Source organism: Actinomadura napierensis, from assembly GCF_039529375.1.
GTDB lineage: Bacteria > Actinomycetota > Actinomycetes > Streptosporangiales > Streptosporangiaceae > Spirillospora > Spirillospora napierensis.
The window spans coordinates 224,584-245,311 of the sequence record NZ_BAAAMR010000002.1 but is presented as its reverse complement, the minus strand read 5'-3'; the positions used below and the strand labels follow the sequence as shown (position 1 = coordinate 245,311).

The following is a 20,728-nucleotide window of genomic DNA, read 5'->3' as shown; positions in this document are numbered from 1 at the left end:
CGATGATGGCCTGATCACGGTCCCTTTGAGGGGCCGTGCGGCGCGCTCGCTGGTTCGATCAGCTGGGGTCGGTGATGGTGTTTTCATAGGCGTCACGGGCCGCGAGGAGGGTGGGCATGTTCTCCTCGGCCCAGTGCCGGCAGGCGGCGATGAGGGCGAGCAGGGTCCGCCCCAGCGGGGTCAGTTCGTACTCCACTCGTGGCGGGACCTCGGCATAAACCGTGCGGGTGATCATCCCGTCGCGTTCGAGGGCGCGCAGAGTCTGGGTGAGCACCTTGGGTGTGGCGTGCCGGAGCGGGATCCGGATCTCAGAGAACCGTCGTGGCCCCTGTTCGAGGCATTGAATGATCATCGCCGACCATTTGTCGCCGATCCGGATCGGCATGATGCTGCTCGGGCAGGCCGGGTCGAACATGTCCGGGGCGAGCGGATCCATAAGTACCCTCACGGTAGTTAGATACCTTTGCAGTAACCAGTATCTCATCGATACCTTCGCGGGGCGGGTGCATCCGCCGCCTCACCTCCCCCGATGCGAAGGACCATCAATGCGTGCTGTTCGGTTTCATGATTACGGTCCCCCCGAGGTTCTGCAGGTGGACGAGGTTCCCGACCCAGAGCCCGGCTCCGGCGAGATCCTGGTGCGGGTGACCGCGGCCGGGATCGGCTTCGCCGACGTCCAGATACGGGCCGGCCTGATGCGATCGGTGCTCACCGACCTCCCGCTGCCGTACTCGCCGGGTTTCGAAGTGGCGGGCACGGTGATCGCCGTCGGCCCGGACGTCGATCCCGCACAGGTCGGCCGGCAGGTGATCGGCGCCACCGCAGGCGGCGGCTACGCCGAGAAGGCCGTCCTTCCGGCGGCGGCCCTGTCGCGGCCCGGCACGCTGGACGACCACACGGCCCTGGCCCTGCTCGGCCAAGGGGCGACCGCCGTCGGAGTGGCCGAGGCCGCCGCCCTCCGGCCGGGAGAGACGGTGCTGGTCGAGGCCGCCGCGGGCGGCGTCGGCAATCTGCTGGTCCAACTGGCCAAGCACGCCGGCGCGAGGGTCATCGCCGTCGCCCGGGGCGAACAGAAGCTGGACGTGGCCAGGCAACTCGGCGCGGACGCGGCGATCGACTACAGCACACCGGATTGGTCCGAGCGTGTACGGGAGGCGGCGGACGGTGGTCTCCAGGTGGTGCTGGAGACCACAGGCGGCCCGGTCTCCAAAAACGCCTTCGACCTTCTGACACCCGGCACCGGCCGGATGGTGGTCTACGGGACGACGAGCGGCCAGGCGCCGCAGTTCGACCCACTCGACGTCTACCAGCGCGGCCTATCCGTCATCGGCTTCGCGTCCGTGATGCTGCCACCGGAACACCTGGCCCGCCTGCTCAACCGCGCGTTCGATCTGGCCCGCACCGGCGAACTCAAGCCGATCATCGGCGCCGCCCTTCCGCTGGTCCAGGCCGCCACCGCACACAAAGCGTTCGAAGAACGCACCACCATCGGCAAGACGGTCCTGACGCCATAACCTCGGATCACACCTGGTGCACGCCCCCGGGGGGCGGAGCGCCGCGAGCGGGGCCGGCGCATGTGAGGCCCTGACGATGTGACTGTGGTCCCCGGGCAGCGTAAAGGGACGCCGTCCTCGATCTCCGCGGGATCGAAGACGGCCTCTCCACCTGTGCGCGGCTCGCGTGTCCCAGCCCGCCGTATGCATCTCTCCGGCAATGGCCGGTTCCGCGGTTGCGGTTACCAAGCAGCCCGGCGAGCACCGTCCACGAACAACAGGATCGAGGACGGATCGAGCGCGTCCGGTTCGGTCAGTCCCCAGGTCGCCGTCGCGCACGGCGTGTGCCCGGCTGTCAGGGGTGTAGTCGAGCCGCTCGGTTACGCCGGGCGCCTTCCAGCGCTTCTGGGCCCCTATGCCGCCCCTCTCCCGCTGCCGCCACGGATCATGGAAGATGATCTTGCTAAGCGTCTTCTGTGACCACAGGGACCGAAGGGGCAGGCGCGCAACGGAGCGCCCCCGGCCCCCGGCCCCCGGCCCGGTCTGTGGCGGTGTGCCGGCGCCGTGAGCGCCGGGGACTCAGGCTGTGCGCGGGGTGATGTGCCCGGTGGGTGTCCAGGTGCCGAGCGGCTCAGGTGGCTTGTGCCGGGCTCGGCGGCGGCGCCGTCCGTCGGGTCCGGAAAGCGTGTAGGCCCTGGCGGGTGTCCATCAGCGCGCGGCGCCTCATCGGAGCGGTACGACGATTTCTCCAGTGTGGTGTCCCGTCTCCGCCTCGTCCAGCATGAGGGAGGCCAGTGAAGCTCGGGAGATCCGAGGCGGAAGCAGGGGACGCTTCAGATCCGCGAGCGGCACGATGCGGCGAGTGGGGCTGATGGGCCCGACCCACAGGTCCGGGGCGTGAAAGACCGTGGCGCCCGCCTTCAGGGCGACCTGGTCGGCCTCCGCCTTCTCGGCGAGTTCCTTGCCCACCGCCAGGCGCATGATCGCCTGGTAGATCCGCCCGCCCGCATTGGTCGACACGCCCGATCCCAGGGCGCCCAGCCACACGGTGCGTACACCGGCGCCGGCGAGAACCTTCGCCCCGGCGACCAGCGTGCCCGGGCCGTCGCCCTTGCTGATGCCGATCGCCGAGACGACCGCGTCGACGTCGCTCAGGTCCGGGAAGGTCGTCGGCTGGAGCACGTCCGCCTGCCGGACCTCGATCCGCCCCGCCTTGCCGGACGTGGGGGCCTGGTACCGGTCCGGAGCGCGGACGAGGGCCACCACCTGCTGACCCCGCTCGAGTGCCTGGTCTACGAGGAGGCGGCCGACCTTGCCGGACGCGCCGAGTACCGCGGTACGCATGATGAACCATCCCTTTTACTGAACAAGTGTTGGTTACTAAGTGAACAACCGTTGGTTAGGGATGTCAAGGCGGTGCCCAGGTAAGGTGAACAACTGTTGTCGATCGTTCGCGCCGACCAGGGAGGGGAGAGTGCCCGAGGAGCGGGCCGCCACCCGCAGACGCAATCCGCGAGGCCAGGGGCAGGTGCTCCGCGCTCAACTCGTGGAGGCGGCGGCGAGGCTTCTGGCCACTCTCGACCAGCCCGAGACGTTGACGTTGCGGCAGGTCGCGCGCGAAGTCGGTGTGGCGCCGGCCAGCATCTACGGTCATTTCCCCGACCTCAGTGCGCTGATCCAGCATGTGCTGCGGTTGCGCTACGACGAGCTGGCCCGGGTGATGGGCGAGGCTGCCCGATCGGCCCCGGAGCCGCTGGCCGACCTCGTGGCCCGGTGTGCGGCCTACGTGCATTGGGGAGTCGAACAGCCCGGTCATTACCGGACTCTCTTCGGAAGCCGTATGCCCGCCGACCTCGTCCCCGGATCAGCGCATAGTGCCGGCGCCGACCTGCTCGACTCCGTCGTCGTCTCCCTGGCGGCCGTCACCGACCCGGACCGGACGCGGACGGCCGAGGAGCAGTGGCGGGCCGGCTTGATGCTCTGGACCGCCATGCATGGTCTGATCACCCTCTACAACGACCACGGCAACATCCCGTGGCCGTCATTGGACGGCTTGCTCGCAGAGCTGATCGGCCTGCACACCGCACGCCCGACGACCGAGATCGCGGCTCTCCTGGCTCAGAATGACGCGCGAGCACGACCCGGCGATGGCTCCGACGTGCCGCTGACGGACGGGTAGCGAGGACTTCGGCGCGGAGTGCAGGCACCCGGCCAGGACGTTCGAATCAGGGGGACTGGGGCGAGTGCGGCGTTGCCGGGCACGTGGTCAAAGGCCCGCAGAGTCGCGACGCTGCGCGCCGACCTCGGCGTACCAGTCCAGCAGTTCAGGCCGGTCGACGCTCGTCGGATCGACGACGTCCGCCACCGGGTGGCCCAGGAGAATCCGCTTCACCGGGACTTCGAGCTTCTTGCCGGTACGCGTGTGCGGGACGCCGGGCGCGGCGATGATGTCATCCGGTACGTGGCGCCGGGACGCCCGCGCGGCGATCTCGCCGCGGATGGTCGTACGGAGGGCATCGTCGAGTTCGGCCCCGTCGGCGAGCGTCACGAACAGCGGCATCCAGTAGCCGCCGTCGTCCTGTTCGAGGCCGACGACCAGGCCTTCGATGACCTGGGGGATCGACTCGGCGACGGCATAGATGTCGCTGCTTCCGATCCGGACTCCTCGGCGGTTCAGGGTGGCGTCGGAGCGACCGTGGATGATCACCGAACCGCGGTCGGTGATGGTGATCCAGTCCCCGTGGCGCCACACTCCGGGATAGGTGTCGAAGTACGCGGCGCGGTAACGGCTGCCGTCGGGATCGTCCCAGAAGGAGACCGGCATCGACGGCATGGGCCTGGTCACGACGAGCTCTCCGACCTCGTCGCGCACCGGCCGGCCTTGGCCGTCGAAGGCGTCGAGGGCGACTCCGAGCAGTGGTGCGGACAGCTCGCCCGCCCAGATCGGCACGTTCGGTGCGCCGCCGACGAACGCCGTCACCACGTCGGTTCCTCCGCTGCTGGAGACGATCCGTACGCCGTTCGGCAGTTGCCCGCTCAGCCACCGGAAGCCGTCGGCGGCGAACGTGGAGCCGGTGATCCCCACGGTGCGCAGGGCCGAAAGGTCGTGCCGGGAGAGGTCGACGCCGGCCTTCCGGCAGGCACCGACGTAGGCGGGGCTGGTGCCGAGGAGTGTGACGCGCAGCCGCGCGGCGTGCGCCCACAGCGCGTCCGGGTCGGGGAATCCGGGGCTGCCGTCGAGGCAGACGATCGTGGTGCCGACGAGCAGGCTGGAGACCAGCGCGTTCCACATCATCCAGCTGGGCGTGGTGTACCAGAGCATCCGGTCGCCCTCGCGCAGGTCGAAGTGGAGCCCGTTGCACTTCAGCTGTTCCAGCAGCACGCCGCCGTGTCCGTGGACGATGCCCTTGGGGCGCCCGGTCGTGCCAGAGGAGAACAACACCCAGAGCGGGTGGTCGAAGGGCACGGTAACCGGCTCCAGCGGGACCGACGCGTCGGCGGTCAGGTCGTCCCAGCCGATCGCGCCGGGCACGGCGCCGGGGTCCCCGACGATCACCGTCGCCGCCAGGTCGGGCAGTGACCGGGCCAGCTCCCGTACCGCGTCACCGCTGTCGACGTCCTTGCCCGCGTACCGGTGGCCGGTGCCCGCGACGAGCACCCGCGGCTTGAGCTGGCCGAGCCGGCTCTGGGCCGCCGCAGGCGCGTAGTCGAGCCCGCAGACCGCCCAGATCGCACCGATGCCGGCCGTCGCGAGGAAGGCCACGACCGCCTCCGGCCCGTTGCTCAGGTAGCCCGCCACCCGGTCACCGCGGCCGACGCCCAGCCGCCGCAGGCCCTCGGCCGCCGCCGCCACCTGGGTCGAGAGCGCGGACCAGGTCAGGCTGACCTCGCGGCCGTCCTCGGTCGCGGCGACCAGGGCGACGCCGTTCGGATCGCGGCCTTCGAAGACCCGGTCGACGAGGTTGAGCTCGGTTCCCGGGAACCAGCGGGCGCCCGGCATGGCCTCGTCGGTGAGCACGTCGGAGCCGTCCGGCCGCGGGGGTAGGCCGAAGAAATCCCAGACCGCCGACCAGAAGCCGCTCAGGTCGTCGGTCGACCACTCCCACAGCGCCTGGTAGTCCGTGAGGCGGCGTCCCGTGCGCGCAGAGGCGAAGCGCGCGAAGTCGGCCAACCGGCTCTTCTCGACATCGTCCGGCGAGGGTGTCCAGGCCGGCGACGGGGTCGGTGTGCCGTTCACGCTTGGACCTCGGTTCCTTCGCTGATCCCGCGGGCCAGGATCTCGGTGGTGCAGGCGATGTGCCGGTGCAGCAGCTCGGGACCGAGCTCCGCGTCGCGTGCCAGGGCGGCATCGGCCAGCGCGCGGTGCTCGCCCGCCAGGTCGCGCTTGACATCGGCGCCCAAGGGGGCGGCCCAGTGCCGGTAGAGCTCGGCTTCCGCCCGCAGCATCTGCGTCACCTCGCGCAGCCGGCGGCTGCGGCAGCCGGCGAGCAGGGCGGCGTGGAAGTCCTCGTGCGCCGCGTACCACGAGGCGTCGCGTTCCTTCGAGGAACGGGAGGCCTGCTCACGCAGCGCCAGCAGGTGGTGGGTCGCGACGATGCCCGACTCCCAGTGCTCGTCGCCTTCGAGTATCGCCTTGCGGAAGGTCAGCGGTTCCAGCTCGACCCGCGCGGCGGTGAGGTCCGTGAGCTGCTCGATGGACAGTTCGGCCACGGTGTAGCCCTGGTGCGCCTGGACGCTCACGAGCCGGTCGGCGGCGAGGCGTACCAGGGCTTCGCGGGCGACTCCCACGCTGGTCTCGTAGGTGGCGCAGAGGTCGGGGAACTTGAGGCGCTGACCCGGCTTCAGGCGCGCGGCGAAGATGTCGGCGCGGATGCGCTCGTAGACCTCGGCCGTCCTCGTCTGCCGTGGCTTGCTGGGCCTGATCATGACACCACCCTAGAAGATTCCGATGTTCGGGACAACTTTCGAATCTCTCTTGACATACGAATATTTGCCGGATCATCGTGTGATGGACGCCGCTCACCGTCGACCACAAGGAGCGTCCATGCGCATCGCCCATGTCCGGGACCGAGCCGTCCTCGTCACCGGGGACCAGGTCGGCATCGACATCGCGCAGGCCAGTGGGGAGCGGTTCGGTCCGTCGATCACCAGCCTCTACGAGGACTGGCCGGAGTTCTCGGCCTGGGCGGAGCGGGCGCCCCAGGGCCCGATGGTCCGGTTCGCCGCCGCCGAACTCGCCGCGCCGTCTCCCGCTCCCAAGCAGGTCTTCGCGATCGGCCTCAACTACGGCGACCACGCCGCCGAGGCCGGCCTGACTCCGCCAGAGGAACCGGCGGTCTTCACCAAGTTCGTCTCTTCCTTCACCGGTCCCGTCACCGAGGTCGCCCTGCCCGCCACGACCGTCGACTGGGAGGTCGAACTGGTCGTCGTGATGGGCCGTGAGGCGACGCGCGTCCGCGCCGCCGACGCCTGGCGGTACGTCGCCGGCCTCACCGTCGGCCAGGACCTCTCCGAGCGCCGCCTCCAGCATGTCGGGACGCCCGCCCAGTTCAGCCTCGCCAAGTCGTATCCCGGCTTCAGCCCGACCGGCCCCTTCCTCGTCACCCCGGACGAGGTCGCCGATCCCCGGGACCTCCGGCTCGGCTGCACTCTCAACGGCGAGGAGGTCCAGAAAGGCCGCACGTCGCAGCTGGTCTTCGGCGTCGAGGCCCTGGTGGAGCGGCTCTCCGCGGTGACGACCCTCTACCCGGGCGACGTGATCTTCACGGGCACGCCCTCCGGGGTCGGCGCCGCGCGCACGCCGCCGCGCTTCCTGTCGCCGGGTGACGAGCTCATCTCATACGTCGAGGGAATCGGCGAGCTGCGCCAGCGCTTCGTCGCCCCCGCGAGCAGCGAGGAGTCCTGATGGCACTGCATCGTCTCAGCTCGGTCACCATCGGCGTTCCCGATGTCGACGCCGCGGCCGCCTACTACGAGGAGTTCGGGCTCACGCGAGAAGAGGACGGCTGGCTCTCCACCGTCGACGGCGGCCGCCAGCTCCGCCTGGTCCCGGCGCCGACCCGGCGGCTGGTGGGCCTGTCCATCGGCGCCGACGATCCCGACGACGTCCGCTCGATCGAGTCCAGGCTTCACGGGCTGGGCCTCGCCGCGGAGGGCACGGACGCCCGCGTCGCCGCGATCGAGCCGGTCACCGGCGTGCACGTCGAGGTCACCGTGGCGCAGCGCATCGCTCAGCCCGCGGTCGAGGCGGCGCCCTACAACGGGCCGGGCCGCACCGACCGCGGCACGGGCCGCGCGCCGGGGATCCTCCGTGAGGGACGGGTGCGTCCGCGCAAACTCGGCCACGTCGTCATCGGATCGGTCGACCAGGAAGCCGGCCGGCGGTTCTTCTCCGAGGGCATCGGCCTGAAGATCAGCGATGAGGTGCCCGGTACGGCCTCGTTCATGCGCTGCTCGACCGATCACCACAACGTGCTGGTGTCGAGCGCGCCGGTCAACTTCGTCCACCACACCTCCTGGCAGGTCGACGACGTCGACGAGATCGGCCGCGGGGCGACGGCGATGCTCCGGGAGCACCCGGAGCGGCACGTGTGGGGTCTCGGCCGGCACCACGTCGGCTCGAACTTCTTCTGGTATCTCAAGGACCCCGCCGGCAACTTCTCCGAGTACTACTCCGACATGGACTGCGTCGTCGACGACGCCCTCTGGAAGCCGGAGGCATGGGACGGGGCGAAGAGCCTCTTCAGCTGGGGGCCGCCACCTCCTCCGTCCTTCGTGGAGCCGGACGACCTCGCCGCCCTGATGTCCGGCGCCCACTCGCCCCGCTGACCCGGCCCGCCCACATCAGGAGACCATCCGTGTTCGTACCAGCAACGCGTCCCGACTCCTACGACGTCGTGGTCGTGGGAGCAGGCCCGGTCGGCCTGGCCGCCGCCCGCCTCCTCGCCATGCGCGGCGTCACCGTCGCGGTGGTCGACCCGCAGCGCATCGTGTGCCAGCACCCGCGTGCCACCCACCTGGACGACGAGACCATGCGGACCTTGCAGACGCTCGGTGCCGCCGACTTCGAGAAGGACTACCTGCGTCAGAGCGGCTGGATCCTCGAGGACGCCGACGGCGTCCCCTTCCTCGAGTTCTCCCACCCGGACACGGAGTCCGACCAGGGCTGGGCGACGGACTACCAGTCGCATCAGCCCGACATCGAGTCTCGCCTCCGCGGTCTGCTCGCCGCCGGCGAGGGCGCGGCGCTGTGGTTCGGCTGGGAGGTGACCGGCGTCGACCAGGACGACCACGAGGTGACACTGCGGCTCCAGGAGCGGGACACCGGCCGTGTCCAGGAGATCCGCGGTTCCTATGCCGTCGGGGCCGACGGCGCAGGCTCGTTCGTGCAGCAGGCCATGGCGATGGAGATCGAGGACCTGCACGGGACGCAGACCTCGCTCATCATCGACGTCCACCCGTTCGAGCACCCCGACGGCCTGCCGAGGACGACGGGCTTCATCCGGTGCACGAAGGACCTGCCCGTCACCTACTGCCCGCTCTTCCCGCCGCTGCTGCGGTTCGAGTTCATGCTCGGCGATCACCACGACGTCCATGAGATGGAGCGGCCCGACTCGGTCTACGAACTGCTCTCGCCCTGGCTCGCGCCGGGAAGCTACCGGATCACTCGTACCGACGCGTATCAGTGGCACGCCCATCTGGTGCACGGATGGCGCGACGGGCGCGTGCTCGTGGCCGGCGACGCCGCCCACACGATGCCGCCCATGCTCGGCCAGGGGATGTGCTCGGGGCTGCGTGACGCGATGAACCTGGCGTGGAAGCTCGCGATGGTGGTACGCGGTCAGGCGCCCGAGTCCCTGTTGGACACCTACGAGACCGAGCGCGCGCCGCATGTGACTCCCTACATCGTGGAGTCCGCGCGCCAGGCGAACATGATCGAGGACTTCGGCCACGGCCACGTGCCGCCGCCGGCGGGCGCGCCCCAGGTGCTGGAGCGCCATCGACCCCTGCTCGGCCCGGGCCTGGTGGACGAGCCGGCCGGGGCCATAGGCCAGCTCTCACCGCAGCCCCGCGACGGCGGCGGCGGTCGCCTCGACGACGTCACGGGCTATCGCTTCGCCGTGGTCGGTGCGAACGACGTGATCGCCGGTGTCGATGACGCCACGCGGGCGCTGTGGCAGCGCCTGGACGCGGTCGCGCTGCCGGGCGGTGGGCACGACTATGAGTCCTGGCTGGCTTCGCACGGCGCGACCGTCGCGTTGGTCCGTCCCGATCGCTACGTCCATGCGCTGGCGGCCGGCACCGCCGATCTGCAGGAGGCCACCCGCGCGCTGGCCGGCCGGGTGCTGGGTGCCGGGGTCACGGCATGAGCCACTTGCGGGAGTACGCCGCCGGTATGCAGTGGGGCGAAGGGCCGCGCTGGCACGACGGTGCCCTCTGGCTCTCCGACACCCAAGGGTCGCGTCTGTGGACCGACGCCGGCGGCTCCTGGACGCCTACCGAGACCTCTCCTGTGTCGAACGGGCTCTGGTTCCTGCCTGACGGCCGGCTCGTCGGTGCGCTCATGTCCGCAGGCCGACTCGGCGTATGGACCGGTGCGGAATGGTCGACGTACGCCGACCTCGGCCATCTCGGCGTGGGACCGCTGGGCGACGTCGTGGGCGATGACGCCGGCAACCTGTACGTGGACGACGTCGGCTTCGACGCCGCGGCGGGAGAGGCGCCGCGTCCGGGGCGGATCATCCTGGTCCGCCCGGACGGATCAGCATCGGTGGCCGCGGAGCAGGTCGTGTTCCCCAACGGCATGGCGCTGGTCGACGGCGCCCGGACCCTCGTGGTCGCCGAGACGCTACGGCAGCGGCTCACCGCCTTCGCGGTGGACGAAGACGGCTCGCTCGGCGCTCCGCGGCCGTACGCCGACATCGCGGCCCTGGTAGGGCCGGACGCCCGTCCGGACGGTATCTGGCCCGCCGCCGGCGGCGGTGTGTGGGTGGCGACCACGTCGGGGTGCCGCGTCGTCCACGTCCGGGCCGGCGAATTGGTGGAGTCCATCGACGCATCGCCGGAACTGCCCATCGCCTGCTGCCTCGACGACGCCGGCGACCTGCTCATCACGCTCGCCGACACCGGCGGGCGCCCGCTCATGGAGGCGATCGCTGCCGGAAAGGTGCGCACCCGCGTGGTGCTCGCCGCGCTCCGAGCAGCTCCCCGGCCGCATATCCACCGGATCGAGGAACAGGAAGAACCCACATGAACACGTCCTTCGCCGGGCAGCGCCGGTCGGTTCGGAGCGTCGCCGCCGGGCTCGGCCTGGCGGCCGGGCTCGCTGTCAGCGCCTGCGGTGTCTCCGGGGCGGCATCGGATGCCTCGGGTACCGCCACTTCCGGCGTCGCCAAGGCCGCCAAGGCTCATCTGGAGAAGCTGTCGCAGCCCGTCTCGGGAGCGCCGGACCTCGGCGATCCCGTCGACACCTCCAAGGTCGCCGGCAAGACCGTCTTCTACGTACCGATCGCGCTCAAGGCCGGCCACTTCCCCTTCGTGCAGAAGAACCTCCAGGAGGCATTGGCCAAGGTCGGCGCCGACCTCCACACCTGCGATGGCCAGGGCAACCCGAGCGGGTTCGGTGCCTGCCTGGACCAGGCGGTGCAGCAGAGGCCGGCGGCCGTCATCACCGACTACATCCCCTACGAGCTGGCATCGACGGCCTTCGAGAAACTGCGCTCGGCCGGCGTCCCGGTCTTCATCGCGGGCGCCAAGCAACCGCAGGGAGTCGCGACGTCCAAGGCGTTCGCGTTCGGCGATCCCGAGAACTACGGCTTCAACGCGGTGGAGGGCGAAGCGGACGCCGTGATCGCCGACTCCGACGGAAAGGCGCACGTGCTCTTCCTTCAGTTGAACGCATCGACTGCGATCGAGGCGCAAGGGCAGCACACCATCGACTATTTCAAGAGGGCCTGCCCGCACTGCGTCCTCACAGTGAAAGGCGTCAACCTCGGCATCATGAGCAACATCCCGTCGCTCGTGAGCAGCGCCCTGGTCCGCGACCCCGGCATCGGCTATGTGGTCCCCCAGACCGACACCTACCTCGCAGCGGCGGTCTCCGGTGTCCAGGCCGCCGGCAAGACCCGTTCGATCAAGATCTCCAGCAGCGGAGACGTACTGGCTTCGGTACAGCAGGTGAAATCGAACCCGCAACTGCTCGCAATGGCGGGTACCAACCCGCCGTACCTGGCCTGGACAATGGCCGACTCGGTGTTCCGCATGGTGGCCGGACAGGCGCCGCCCGAGACGTACCCGGTCCTCAACCGCGTGTTCACCAAGCAGAACGTCAACAGCCTCGACCTGACCACAGCGGCCGAAGCCGGCGGCCAGTGGTTCGGCTCCACCGGCTACAAGCAGGCCTTCGCGAACCTGTGGAGCGCGAAGTGACGTCGGCGGCCGCGCCACTCGAACTGCGTTCGCTCAGCAAGTCCTTCGGCACCGTCAAAGCCCTGCACCGGGTCGACCTCACGGTACGGCGAGGCGAGATCCACGGCGTCGTCGGCCAGAACGGCTCTGGCAAGTCGACGCTCGTGAAGGTCCTGGCGGGTCTCCACACCCCCGACCGCGGCAGCCGGATCGTCGTGGAGGGCAGGCGGCTCAGCTCGCCGACGCGGCTGCGCGACCTGCGCGAGGCCGGGATCACGATCGTGCACCAGGACCTCGGCCTGGTGCCCGGCAAGTCGGTGGCCGAGAACATCGCGGTGGGCGGCTTCCGGACCCGCGGCTGGGCCCGGCTGATCGACTGGCGGCGTGAAGAGCGCATCGCCGCCGAGATCCTGGAACGGCTCGAAGCCCGTTCCATCAGGCCCTCGGCGATGGTGGGCGGCCTCGGGCCGGCCGACCGCTCGATCGTGGCGATCGCCCGGGCTCTGCGCAACCAGCGCGAGGGCGGCGGCGTGATGGTCCTGGACGAGGCCACCAGGGCGTTGCCGAAGGACGCGCTGGAGGACTTCTACCGCACGCTGCGCGGCGTGGTCGCCGCCGGAGGATCGGCGCTGCTGATCTCGCACAACCTCGAGGAGGTGATGCTGCTCACCGACCGGGTGACGGTGCTGCGCGACGGCGCCGTGGTGGACGGCGCCGTGGAGACGGCGTCCACCACCGAGCGCGAGCTCGCCCGCAGGATGCTGGGCCGCGACGTCGAGCGGCGGCTGCACACCCGCGCCGCGATCACGGATGGACCAGCGCCCGTGCAGATCAGCGGAGTGACCGGCACGGTGGTGCGCGAACTCGACCTCGACGTCCGCCCCGGCGAGGTGCTCGGGGTGACGGGCGTCGCGGGATCCGGGTGGGACGAGCTGCCCTACCTGATCAGCGGTGCCCGCGGCCACGCCGCCGGATCGGTCCGGCTGGGCGCACGGCGGCTGGACCTGCGCGGCGCGACCAGCAGGCGCTGCATCGATGCCGGAATCGCGTTCGTTCCCGAACACCGGATCGACGACGGGCTCGCCCTCGCGCTCTCGGTGACCGAGAACATCACCCTGCCGAGGGTGAAGCAGAAGGGCCGCCCCTGGTGGAGCGGCCTGACCTGGCAACGCCGCGAAGCCGACCGGGTCATCGAGCGGCTGGGGGTGCGCCCTCCGGAACGTGCCAAGCCGGTCGGGCAGCTCAGCGGCGGCAACCAGCAGAAGGTCATGCTCGGCAAGTGGCTCGCCGGCCGGCCGCGCCTGCTGGTGCTGCACGAGCCGACGCAGGCCGTCGACATCGGGGCGCGCGAGGACATCCTGCACGCCATCTCCACCACGGCCGAGGACGGGGTCGCCGTTCTCCTCGCCTCCATCCAGCCGGCCGACCTCGCGGCGGTCTGCGACCGCGTCCTGGTGTTCGCCGCCGGCCGCGTCGTCGCAGAGCTGCTCCGGCCCGACGAGGACGCGATCGTCGAGGCCGTCTACGCCGGCCGCCTCGGCACCGCCCCGCCGCCCAGAAAGGCGTGACCATGCCGCAGACCAACGTCCGGGTCCGCAGACCCCGCGCAGAATCCGTTCTGGTCCTCACCCGGGAGGCCTTCGACTGGCGGCGTTTTACCAGCAGATACGCCATCGTCGGCTTTTGGGCTTTGATGTGCGCCCTGTACGCCGTCCTGATGCCCGGCAAGTTCCTGCAGGCGAGCACCTTCCACAGCATCTTCGCCTCCCAGCAGGCGCTGGTCTTCCTGGCGCTCGCCGCGATGATGACGTTCGTCGTGGGCGAACTGGACCTGTCCATCGCCTCCACGATGGGCCTCTCCGCGACCCTCGTGCCCGTGCTGGCCGTGCTGCACCACTGGAACCTCCCCCTCGCCTGCGTGGTGGCCGTCCTGTGCGCCTCGCTCTCCGGCCTGGTCAACGGCCTGCTGATCGTCAAGGTCGGCGTCCAGGCACTGATCGTGACGCTCGGCAGCTCCACCCTGCTGCTCGGCCTGGCCTCACTCGCCTCCTCCCAGACCACCGTCTCCGGTCTCTCGGTGAGGTTCAGCGACCTCGCGCTCTACGAGATCTTCGGCCTGCCGGTCGGCTTCTACTACGGTGTCGCGCTCGCGCTGGTGATCGGGTACGTCCTCACCTTCACACCGCTGGGCCGCCACATGACCTTCGTCGGCGCCAACCGCGAGGTGGCCAGGCTGGCCGGCGTCCCCGTCGACGCCATCCGGATCGGCTCCTTCGTCACCGGCAGCACCCTCGCCGGCCTCGGCGGCGTCGTACTGGTCGCCTCGATCGGCGGCTTCGACTCCACATCCTCCGGCACCTACCTGCTGCCGGCGTTCGCCGCGGTGTTCCTCGGCACGGCGGCGGTCCGTCCGGGCCGGTTCAACCCGATCGGCACGCTCGTGGCCATCTACTTCCTCGCCACCGGCATCCTCGGCCTCCAACTGCTCGGCTACAGCGGCTGGATCGAGAACGTCTTCTACGGCACCGCCCTGGTCGTCGCGGTCTCGCTGGCCACCATCGTCCGACGCCGTACCGCCTCCAACTGACCTCCGCCGAAAGGAGCATCGTCAATGACCTATATCGCGCTCGAAGAGGCGTTCGCGATTCCCGACCTGGCCGCACGCCAGCCCGCCGCCGAAATGCGCATCCGGGTGACGAGCGAATACGCCCAGATGTGCGGTCGCACACTCGTCGACTTCGAGCGGCACCGGCTGCCCGACATGGACGCCCACGGCATCGACGTCCAGGTGCTGTCGCTGACCGTCCCGGGCATCCAGGCCGACACCGATCCCACCGCGGCGCGAGACAACGCCCGTTTCGCCAACGACTTCCTCGCGGAGGTGGTGGCCGCCCACCCGACCCGATTCCAGGGGTTCGCCGCACTGCCGACCCAGGATCCCGACGCGGCCGTGGCCGAGTTGACCCGCGCGGTCCGCGAGCTCGGATTCCGCGGCGCGCTGGTCAATGACCACACCCACGGCCGCTACCTGGACGACCCCGCCTACGACGAGCTCTGGAGCGCCTTCGAGGAACTCGGGGTGCCGCTCTACCTGCACCCCGGCTCCGTACCGCTCGACGACTGGCGGGTCATGGCCGGCCGACCGGAGATGTACGGCGCCAGCTGGAGCTGGCAGGCCGAGACCGGTGGCCACGCCATGCGGCTGGTGTACGCCGGCGTCTTCGACCGGCACCCGGAGGCGACACTGATCCTCGGTCACCTCGGCGAGTTCCTGCCGTTCCAGAAATCGCGTCTCGACAGCCGCTACGCCACCCTGAGCGTGGAGAAACCGCTGGAACGGACACCCTCGGCCTATATCGGGAGCAACATCCTCCTGACGACGAGCGGTGTCCTCGCACCGGAAGCGGTTCAGGCGGCGGTCCTGACGGCCGGCGAGGACGCCGTCATGTTCTCGATCGACTACCCCTTCGAGGACACCGCGGCCGCGGTCGCCTCCGTGGACAAGGCCGATCTGCCCGCCGCCGTGAAGGAGAAGATCGCCCACCTGAACGCCCGTCGCGTTCTGGGACTGGACGGAGGAAAGGCATGATCGATCTTTCGGGAAAGGCGGGACTGGTCACCGGCGCCGGCAGCGGCATCGGCCGCGCCACGGCACTCGCGCTCGCCGAGAACGGTGCCGCGGTCGCCGTACTCGACATCGACGAGAGCACGGCCGCCGAGACCGCCGAGATGATCGAGAAGGCCGGCGGGAAAGCCACGGCCGCCACCATCGACATCGCCGACGAACCCTCCGTGCAGGCGGCCGTCGAACGCACCGTCACGGCCTACGGCCACCTCCACTTCGCCGTCAACAACGCCGGAATGTCGTCCCGTCGGCTGCTCGACCAGATGACCCTGGACGAGTTCGAGCGGGTCGTCCGCGTCAACCTGTCGGGCACCTTCCTGTGCATGAAGTACGAACTGCCCCTGCTCAAAGGCGGCGGCGCGATCGTGAACATCGCCTCCAACGGAGGCCTCGCCGCGATCCCCAACGCCCCCGCGTACGTCGCCGCCAAGCACGGCATCGTCGGGCTCACCAAGGTCGCCGCGGTCGACTACGCGCCCGACGGCATCCGGGTCAACGCCGTCTGCCCCGGCCCGACCCTGACTCCCGGATTCGAGAAATGGGCCGCCGGGACCGACATCATCGCGCGGCAGGCGGCGGTCACCCCGCTCGGACGGCTGGCCGAGCCCGAGGAGGTGGCGGCCGCGGCGGTCTGGCTCTGTTCGGACGCCGCGACCTACGTCACCGGGATCGCGATGTCGATCGACGGCGGGCGACGCGCCTGACCCGGGAACTCGTCCGTACCGGTCTCGCAGCCTCACGGCCGGGAGAGTCGGTCCGTTATGGCGTTCTCGGGTCTGCATCGATATCGCTGGGAAACGCAAAAAGGGGGAAGGGCCGGCGAGAGATCGCCGGAGCATGAGCGGAGCGATCACCGAAAGCTGGTATCGACTGTTCCTGCGGGCGTTCCCGCCCGGTCACCGCGCCGAGTACGGCGCCGAGATGATCGACGCTCTGCCGAACGGCACCGCCCGCCGCGCCCCCTCGCTGCGGGAGACGGCCGGGCCGCTCACCGCCGGCTTCGCCGCCCGGACCCGTGCGGCCATCGCCGCGCCGTGGTGGGCCGACGGGCTGCAACCCGGCTTGCTGATGCTGGCCCTGGCGGATCAACCCGCCGGCGAACGCGCAGGACACCGGCTACTGGTTGACCCTCATCGGGCTCCTGCTCGCCATGATCGCGACAGCATGGCAACCCCGACCCCTCCCCGAGCGTCACCATCCGCAATAGCCGAACCGCCGGACGCACAGCCACCGTTGACGGAACTCATCGACATCCCGGAGGCGACAAGGACGCCGACGTTGCCGCAACCGGTGAACAGACGTTCCCGCCTATGACGGCCACACTCACCCTTATCCGGTGGGCCGGGGTCGGGCGTGCGGACCATGGGTCCTCGTAGCCGCCGGGGTCAACGGCGGCTATCTGACGGACCCGGACGCGGAAACGCCCGCCGATTCGCTGTCGGCGGGCGTTCCCAGTTCGCTTCGAGGCGTGGGTGTTCAGCCCGTCGGCTCGGTCTGCTTGCGGTCGAAGACCTCGGCGAGGAGCTTCTGCGTCGCCTGCTGGAATGCCGCGCCCATCGACAGGTCAGCGTCGTCGACATAGTTCAGCGCGGCGGTCAGGGTGGTGCTGCCGTCGGGGGTGCTGTACATCAGCGCCGCGTGGCCTGCGATGCCGCCGTTGTGGGTGATGACGGTGACGCCGCCGTCGGTCTTCTGCACGAAGACGCCCAGGCCGTAGCCGGCCTTGGGCTCGGGGGTGCACATCTCGGCCAGCAGCGGGGCGGGCAGGAGCCTGCCGCCCAGCAGTGCGGAGAGAAAGGTGTGCAGGTCCCGGGTGGTGGAGATCATGTCGCCGCCGCTGGAGATCCAGGAGGGGTTCTGCCGGGTGATGTCGACCGTCTTGTCCTGGCCGGCGTCCTGGTAGCGGTAGTAGGCGTGTGCGTGCGGCTCGGGGATGTCGGGGCGGGTCTCGGGCAGCACGGTGCCGGCCAGCCCGAGCGGTTCCAGGATCCGCCGCCGCATCTCCTCAGCGAGCGGGCGCCCGGTGACCTGCTCGATCAGCAGCCTGGCCAGCACGTAGTTGGTGTTGGAGTAGCTCCAATCCGTGCCGGGCTCGAACCGCGCGGGCTTGGACAGCGCCAGCCGGACCAGTTCCTGCGGCCGGTAGGTCGTGAAGCGGTTCTCCACCCACTCGCGGCCCTGCCAGGCGATGCCCGGCGCGACCGTCCCGTCGTCGAAGTACTCGCCGGTGAAGTTGAAGATCCCGCTGGTGTGCTGCAGCAGCATCCGGACGGTGATCCGCCGGTCCAGCTCGAACTCGGGCAGGTGGTCGGCGGCCGGGTCGTCCAGCCCGATCGTGCCGTCGGCGACCAGTTGCAGCACCAGGACCGCGGTGAAGGTCTTGGTGTTGCTGCCGATCCGGATGCGGCCGTCGACCGGCGGTTCGGCGGCCCGGCCCAGCTCGCGCACTCCGGCGCTGCCGGCCCACTCGCCGCCGTTCTCGTCGTGCACCCGCAGCTGCACTCCGACGAAGCCGGAATCGACGATTTCCTGGATGGTCTTCTGCAGGTCCGGACGCTCCTGCCGTCCGGCGGCGGTCGTCGGTGCGGTGATGGTCATGGTGGTGCGCTCCTTATCGGTTGCGTTGGTTGTGGGTGAGGTCGAGGCGGTACTCGTGCGTGCGGTGGTGCAGCCGGAATCCCAGTTGGCGGTTGACGGCCAGCAGGGTGGTCTGGTGACCGGGGACGTTGGTGGCGACCTGCGTGATGTGCGGGTAGCGGTCGTAGAGCAGGCGCAGCATGGCGGCCTTGGCCCACAGGTCCAGTCCCATGGCGTGATGGCCGCCGGCCGGTGGACGGTCGAACTGGGTCGCGCGAGGCCCGCTGCCCTGGGGGACCACCACCTCGGTGCAGCCGACGACTTCGCGGTCGTGCCGGGCGGTGATGGTGAGCAGCACGTCGCCGACGACGGCGTGCTCGCGGCCGTGCGGCGCGGGCCGAGCCGTCTCGGCGAGCCGGTAGCCCGGGTACTCGGCCGCGACCATCTCGTCCAGCCAGCCCGGATGCATGTCGCGCAGCGACAGCAGCAGGTGGTGCAGGGTACGCACGCGGGTCATGCCGTGCCGCAGGCAGAAGGCGTCGCCGGCCCCGGCCACGGGCACGGCCGCGATGAGCCCGTGCAAGCCGCGGGCGCGCGCCTCGGCGGCAAGCGCGGTCACCAGCCGGCCGCCGACGCCGCGGAGCCGGTGGGCCGGGTGGACGTGCACCTGCGCGCGCCCGGTGGTGACGGTGCCCGTGGAGGGCGGGCGCAGCAGCGCCAGCCCCACCGTCCGGTCTCCGATGGCGGCCGTCCAGACGACGCTCGCTCCGGTGGTCAGGCAGTCGAGGAGCCGGTCGGGGGCCGGGGCCTCGGTGGCGGGCGAGTCCTCGACCATGGACGCGGCGACCACCGCGTGCCAGGCCCGCACGCGCGGCCCGTCCGGGTCCTCCCGTGCCGGTTCGACCCGGGTGACGCGCACTCGCCTCGGCCAGGCCCGCGCCCCGTCAGCGGCCTTCATCATGTCCACTCCGTAGTCGCCGCGGCCCCGCGGGGCCAGTGGTCAGCGCGTTGGAGCGCCGGACAACAGGCTGGCCGGACGGCGGCGGCCGAACAACGACGATGTCGGCAAGGCAGCGTTGCGCGGCGGGTCAACAATGCGCTTTGTGTCAACGCAGCGGTGACCGATAGGTTGAGGATCAAGGGGATCATGGAGCTTCGTGACATCGAGATCTTCCTGGCGCTGGCCGAGGAGCTGCACTTCGGTCGAACGGCGGAGAGGCTGCGCATCACCCCGTCCCGGGTCAGCCACGTCATCAAGAAGCTCGAACGCCGTATCGGCGGGCCGCTGTTCGAACGCACCAGCAGGACCGTCCGGCTGACGCAGGTCGGCGAGCGGCTCAGAGCCGACCTCCACCCGCACTACCAGGGGCTGAGGGAGGGCATCCAGCGGGCCGCGCTCGCCGCCCGGCAGAAGACCGAGGTGCTGCGGATCGGCATGATGGCCGGCGGCAACGCCCAGGACCTCGGCCCGCTCCTGGAGGCCTTCGCCGACCGGAACCCCGGCACCGAACTGCAGATCCGCAGCATGGCCTTCGGTGACCCGTTCGGACCGCTGCGCAACGACGAGGTCGACGTCGCGGTCCTCTGGCTTCCCGTCAGCGAACCCGACCTGACGGTCGGACCCGTCCTCTACACGGAGCCGATCGTCCTCTGCGTCCGTGCCGACCATCTCCTCGCGGGACGGGAGTCGGTCTCCTACGAGGACCTCGCCGACCAGGTCGTCATCGACACGCCCATGCCCCGGTACCGCAACGAGGCGATGCTCCCCTCCCGCACGCCCAGCGGCCGCCCTATCCCGGTGGGACCCAAGGTCGGCGACATGCTCGAGCTGATCGCGGTGGTCGCCTCCGGCGAGGCGGTGACCCCCATGCACGCCCAGGCCATGCGCTATTTCAACCGGCCCGACATCGCCTACGTCCCCATCCGCGACGCGCCCCTGGCCCAATGGGCGCTCATCTGGCGCACCGACACCGACACCGGCACCGACACCGTCGCCCGCTTCGCCCAGGTCGCCACCGACCTCGGCCCCCTGTCACTGTAGGCGCGGCAGTTCGGTCGGGGATGTTGCTCGACGTCCAATGCGACGAGCATTCGTGATCAAGGCTGAAAGTACTGGTAGCCGTACCTGGCGGTGTGCGGGAAGCTCCCGGCATTCAGAGCTGCGGCGACTTGGCCGATGTGACCGGCCGGCAGAGTCACGGATGCCGGGCCGCCTGCTGCCCAGAGTGACCACGCCCGGCGATCCCATCGCCGACACCAGCGCTGCCTCCGATGTCGTGGAAGCCGACGCTGTGACACGGGCGTGGGCGGAGGCGGGCGAGTACGGGGCTGGTGGCGATCGGGGGTCAGCCCGTCGACCTGCTCGGAGAAGATCTCCCGTCCGCATACCGCCAGCAGGCATCGTCGCCCGCCGGGGAATGCAGCACAATTGACTCCACGGCCAGTTATGCGATCGCGATCAGGGAACCCCGCGACAACCCGAAGCCGCCGAAGCCGCCAGATCGGTGGTGGATGGTATGCGATCATGGCCTCCGTGAACGTCCTCGGATTGTTGACTCGGCCGACCTCGGCCGTCGCTCGGCAGAGCTCAGCGCATCGACGACTTATGCGCGAGAGGGCCTGTTCC

Annotated in this window: 19 protein-coding genes; 13 read left to right on the top strand and 6 right to left on the bottom strand. The window is 70.3% G+C overall.

Going from position 1 to position 20,728, the window contains the following annotated elements; translation table 11 throughout:
• Positions 1-58: 58 nt before the first annotated feature.
• Positions 59-385 carry a winged helix-turn-helix transcriptional regulator gene (locus ABD296_RS02690; protein WP_344260970.1) on the bottom strand — a complete coding sequence of 109 codons (327 nt, stop codon included), beginning with the start codon at positions 383-385 and terminating at the stop codon, positions 59-61.
• Between ABD296_RS02690 and ABD296_RS02685 the strand changes: the two genes are divergently transcribed.
• The gene (locus ABD296_RS02685) at positions 345-1,514 is read left to right on the top strand and encodes a quinone oxidoreductase family protein (RefSeq protein WP_344260968.1); all 1,170 of its coding nucleotides are present in this window, start codon (positions 345-347) and stop codon (positions 1,512-1,514) included. The two genes, ABD296_RS02690 and ABD296_RS02685, sit on opposite strands and share 41 nt — an antisense overlap.
• Before the next feature lie 702 nt (positions 1,515-2,216).
• On the opposite strand, the gene ABD296_RS02680 is transcribed toward ABD296_RS02685, so the two are convergent.
• The gene (locus tag ABD296_RS02680) at positions 2,217-2,837 is read right to left on the bottom strand and encodes an NAD(P)-dependent oxidoreductase (RefSeq protein WP_344260966.1); all 621 of its coding nucleotides are present in this window, start codon (positions 2,835-2,837) and stop codon (positions 2,217-2,219) included.
• 130 nt (positions 2,838-2,967) lie between these two features.
• Between ABD296_RS02680 and ABD296_RS02675 the strand changes: the two genes are divergently transcribed.
• A complete protein-coding gene (locus ABD296_RS02675) occupies positions 2,968-3,672 on the top strand; it encodes a TetR/AcrR family transcriptional regulator (protein WP_344260964.1) in 705 nt (234 codons plus the stop codon).
• A gap of 87 nt (positions 3,673-3,759) precedes the next feature.
• On the opposite strand, the gene ABD296_RS02670 is transcribed toward ABD296_RS02675, so the two are convergent.
• Both ABD296_RS02670 and ABD296_RS02665 read right to left on the bottom strand, forming a co-directional pair.
• The gene (locus tag ABD296_RS02670; protein ID WP_344260962.1) at positions 3,760-5,730 is read right to left on the bottom strand and encodes an acetoacetate--CoA ligase; all 1,971 of its coding nucleotides are present in this window, start codon (positions 5,728-5,730) and stop codon (positions 3,760-3,762) included.
• Positions 5,727-6,419, bottom strand: a complete 693-nt coding sequence (locus tag ABD296_RS02665; RefSeq protein ID WP_344260960.1) for an FCD domain-containing protein — start codon at positions 6,417-6,419, stop codon at positions 5,727-5,729. The genes ABD296_RS02670 and ABD296_RS02665 overlap by 4 nt, the downstream gene beginning before the upstream one ends.
• Before the next feature lie 118 nt (positions 6,420-6,537).
• On the opposite strand from ABD296_RS02665, the gene ABD296_RS02660 reads away from it, so the two are divergent.
• The 10 genes from ABD296_RS02660 to ABD296_RS02615 all read left to right on the top strand — a co-directional run bounded on the left by ABD296_RS02660 (position 6,538) and on the right by ABD296_RS02615 (position 16,839).
• Positions 6,538-7,398 carry a fumarylacetoacetate hydrolase family protein gene (locus ABD296_RS02660; RefSeq protein WP_344260958.1) on the top strand — a complete coding sequence of 287 codons (861 nt, stop codon included), beginning with the start codon at positions 6,538-6,540 and terminating at the stop codon, positions 7,396-7,398.
• Positions 7,398-8,321 carry a VOC family protein gene (locus tag ABD296_RS02655; protein WP_344260956.1) on the top strand — a complete coding sequence of 308 codons (924 nt, stop codon included), beginning with the start codon at positions 7,398-7,400 and terminating at the stop codon, positions 8,319-8,321. The genes ABD296_RS02660 and ABD296_RS02655 overlap by 1 nt, the downstream gene beginning before the upstream one ends.
• A 29-nt stretch (positions 8,322-8,350) precedes the next feature.
• Complete coding sequence (locus ABD296_RS02650; protein WP_344260954.1) at positions 8,351-9,862, top strand: bifunctional 3-(3-hydroxy-phenyl)propionate/3-hydroxycinnamic acid hydroxylase; 1,512 nt, start codon at positions 8,351-8,353, stop codon at positions 9,860-9,862.
• Positions 9,859-10,746 (top strand): SMP-30/gluconolactonase/LRE family protein, encoded by an 888-nt coding sequence (locus tag ABD296_RS02645; RefSeq protein ID WP_344260952.1) that lies wholly within the window; start codon positions 9,859-9,861, stop codon positions 10,744-10,746. Before ABD296_RS02650 ends, ABD296_RS02645 begins: the two co-directional genes overlap by 4 nt.
• Positions 10,743-11,921, top strand: coding sequence for a sugar ABC transporter substrate-binding protein (locus ABD296_RS02640; protein ID WP_344260950.1), 1,179 nt, complete (start codon positions 10,743-10,745; stop codon positions 11,919-11,921). The genes ABD296_RS02645 and ABD296_RS02640 overlap by 4 nt, the downstream gene beginning before the upstream one ends.
• Positions 11,918-13,468, top strand: coding sequence for a sugar ABC transporter ATP-binding protein (locus ABD296_RS02635; RefSeq protein ID WP_344260948.1), 1,551 nt, complete (start codon positions 11,918-11,920; stop codon positions 13,466-13,468). The genes ABD296_RS02640 and ABD296_RS02635 overlap by 4 nt, the downstream gene beginning before the upstream one ends.
• 2 nt (positions 13,469-13,470) lie before the next feature.
• Positions 13,471-14,487 carry an ABC transporter permease gene (locus tag ABD296_RS02630; RefSeq protein WP_344260946.1) on the top strand — a complete coding sequence of 339 codons (1,017 nt, stop codon included), beginning with the start codon at positions 13,471-13,473 and terminating at the stop codon, positions 14,485-14,487.
• 24 nt (positions 14,488-14,511) lie between these two features.
• Positions 14,512-15,489, top strand: coding sequence for an amidohydrolase family protein (locus tag ABD296_RS02625; protein ID WP_344260944.1), 978 nt, complete (start codon positions 14,512-14,514; stop codon positions 15,487-15,489).
• A complete protein-coding gene (locus tag ABD296_RS02620; protein WP_344260942.1) occupies positions 15,486-16,229 on the top strand; it encodes an SDR family NAD(P)-dependent oxidoreductase in 744 nt (247 codons plus the stop codon). Before ABD296_RS02625 ends, ABD296_RS02620 begins: the two co-directional genes overlap by 4 nt.
• Positions 16,230-16,362: 133 nt before the next feature.
• Positions 16,363-16,839, top strand: coding sequence for a hypothetical protein (locus ABD296_RS02615; RefSeq protein ID WP_344260940.1), 477 nt, complete (start codon positions 16,363-16,365; stop codon positions 16,837-16,839).
• 162 nt (positions 16,840-17,001) lie between these two features.
• Here ABD296_RS02615 and ABD296_RS02610 read toward each other — a convergent pair whose 3' ends face one another.
• Together ABD296_RS02610 and ABD296_RS02605 are read right to left on the bottom strand one after the other, a co-directional pair.
• Complete coding sequence (locus ABD296_RS02610; RefSeq protein ID WP_344260938.1) at positions 17,002-18,123, bottom strand: serine hydrolase domain-containing protein; 1,122 nt, start codon at positions 18,121-18,123, stop codon at positions 17,002-17,004.
• 13 nt (positions 18,124-18,136) lie between these two features.
• On the bottom strand, positions 18,137-19,063 hold the full coding sequence (locus ABD296_RS02605; protein WP_344260936.1) for a GNAT family N-acetyltransferase: 927 nt from the start codon (positions 19,061-19,063) through the stop codon (positions 18,137-18,139).
• 186 nt (positions 19,064-19,249) lie between these two features.
• On the opposite strand from ABD296_RS02605, the gene ABD296_RS02600 reads away from it, so the two are divergent.
• Positions 19,250-20,143, top strand: coding sequence for a LysR family transcriptional regulator (locus tag ABD296_RS02600; RefSeq protein WP_344260934.1), 894 nt, complete (start codon positions 19,250-19,252; stop codon positions 20,141-20,143).
• The last annotated feature ends 585 nt before the right edge of the window (positions 20,144-20,728 follow it).

Bases quoted from the DNA above. Each gene is read 5' to 3' on its own strand.
- ABD296_RS02685 (WP_344260968.1), top strand. From the start codon at position 345: ATGATCATCGCCGACCATTTGTCGCCGATCCGGATCGGCATGATGCTG.
- ABD296_RS02690 (WP_344260970.1), bottom strand. From the start codon at position 385: ATGCCGATCCGGATCGGCGACAAATGGTCGGCGATGATCATTCAATGC.
- ABD296_RS02680 (WP_344260966.1), bottom strand. From the start codon at position 2,837: ATGCGTACCGCGGTACTCGGCGCGTCCGGCAAGGTCGGCCGCCTCCTC.
- ABD296_RS02665 (WP_344260960.1), bottom strand. From the start codon at position 6,419: ATGATCAGGCCCAGCAAGCCACGGCAGACGAGGACGGCCGAGGTCTAC.
- ABD296_RS02660 (WP_344260958.1), top strand. From the start codon at position 6,538: ATGCGCATCGCCCATGTCCGGGACCGAGCCGTCCTCGTCACCGGGGAC.
- ABD296_RS02655 (WP_344260956.1), top strand. From the start codon at position 7,398: ATGGCACTGCATCGTCTCAGCTCGGTCACCATCGGCGTTCCCGATGTC.
- ABD296_RS02645 (WP_344260952.1), top strand. From the start codon at position 9,859: ATGAGCCACTTGCGGGAGTACGCCGCCGGTATGCAGTGGGGCGAAGGG.
- ABD296_RS02640 (WP_344260950.1), top strand. From the start codon at position 10,743: ATGAACACGTCCTTCGCCGGGCAGCGCCGGTCGGTTCGGAGCGTCGCC.
- ABD296_RS02630 (WP_344260946.1), top strand. From the start codon at position 13,471: ATGCCGCAGACCAACGTCCGGGTCCGCAGACCCCGCGCAGAATCCGTT.
- ABD296_RS02625 (WP_344260944.1), top strand. From the start codon at position 14,512: ATGACCTATATCGCGCTCGAAGAGGCGTTCGCGATTCCCGACCTGGCC.
- ABD296_RS02620 (WP_344260942.1), top strand. From the start codon at position 15,486: ATGATCGATCTTTCGGGAAAGGCGGGACTGGTCACCGGCGCCGGCAGC.
- ABD296_RS02615 (WP_344260940.1), top strand. From the start codon at position 16,363: ATGAGCGGAGCGATCACCGAAAGCTGGTATCGACTGTTCCTGCGGGCG.
- ABD296_RS02610 (WP_344260938.1), bottom strand. From the start codon at position 18,123: ATGACCATCACCGCACCGACGACCGCCGCCGGACGGCAGGAGCGTCCG.
- ABD296_RS02605 (WP_344260936.1), bottom strand. From the start codon at position 19,063: ATGATGAAGGCCGCTGACGGGGCGCGGGCCTGGCCGAGGCGAGTGCGC.
- ABD296_RS02600 (WP_344260934.1), top strand. From the start codon at position 19,250: ATGGAGCTTCGTGACATCGAGATCTTCCTGGCGCTGGCCGAGGAGCTG.